Source organism: Caballeronia sp. M23-90, from assembly GCF_053574605.1.
Window position 1 is genome coordinate 1 of the sequence record NZ_JBSIPA010000857.1, and the last position, 1,148, is coordinate 1,148.

2 pseudogenes are annotated in these 1,148 nt (G+C 63.5%); both read left to right on the top strand.

The features are described from left to right. Positions 1-370: 370 nt before the first annotated feature. A pseudogene (locus ACRXB1_RS36475) lies at positions 371-994 on the top strand (response regulator); the annotation flags it as partial. Between the two features lie 26 nt (positions 995-1,020). Beyond that, positions 1,021-1,148 (top strand): annotated as a pseudogene (gene ompR, locus ACRXB1_RS36480) (two-component system response regulator OmpR); the annotation flags it as partial.

Sequence of the window (1,148 nt, forward strand, 5' to 3'; positions counted from 1 at the left end):
GCACTCCCGATCTCGGCGTGGCCGCGCTGGCGACGTTGGCTGTACCTATGGACAGCGCGAGCGCCGCGGCGGAGACGGCGAGGAATCGGGACTGCTTCAACATGGCGTACTCCTTTTTGATTTGCGGAGCCCCATGGATTGATCCGGGCAGATGCCGGGATCAACCGGGGCTGATCCGAGTCTGGCAGCGTCGTCTCAGTCGTCGCGCCTTCGGTAAGACACAGCGTAGAGACTCGGCGCGATGCGCGTGTTACGAGCCGCCGCTGCGTTATTACGCCGGTTTACGCGTCGCTTTCGCGGTAACACCCGGTAACTGTTTACGGAGGGTTTGCGGCATCGGCCGGCCCGGACTGGCGTTAAACTGCGTCGCATGGCTACTCAAATACTTGTCGTCGACGACGACTCCGAACTGCGCGATCTCTTGCGCGACTATCTGGTCCGGCAGGGCATCGAGGTATCGGTGCTGCATGACGCAGGCACGCTCGAACGGCGACTCGAACGCGAGCGCCCCGATCTGATCGTGCTCGACCTCATGATGCCGGGTGTGGATGGACTGACCGCGTTGCGCAAGCTCCGCGCGTCGGGCGACGACATTCCCGTGATCATGCTGACCGCCCGTGCTGACGACGTGGACCGCATTGTCGGACTCGAGCTCGGCGCCGACGATTATCTCGGCAAGCCGTTCAATCCGCGGGAATTGCTCGCGCGCGTGCAGGCTGTCCTGCGTCGCCGCCGAACCATTCCTTCAGCGGCGCCCGAGCAGCGGGAACCGTTTTCGTTCGGGCGTTTCCGGCTCGACTTCCAGTCGCGCACGCTGCATCAGGACGAGACGCCGCTCACATTGTCGGGCAGCGAATTCGCTCTGCTGAAGATTTTCGTCAATCACCCCATGCGCACGCTGACGCGTGAGCGCCTGCTCGAACTGCTGCACGGTCCGGAGTACGACGGCACCGACCGGGGTATCGACGTCCAGGTGTGGCGTCTGCGCCGGATACGCCCGAACGAAAACGGTTCCCGCTGCTCGGGCGTTTCCGGCTCGACTTCCAGTCGCGCACGCTGCATCAGGACGAGACGCCGCTCACATTGTCGGGCAGCGAATTCGCTCTGCTGAAGATTTTCGTCAATCACCCCATGCGCACGCTGACGCG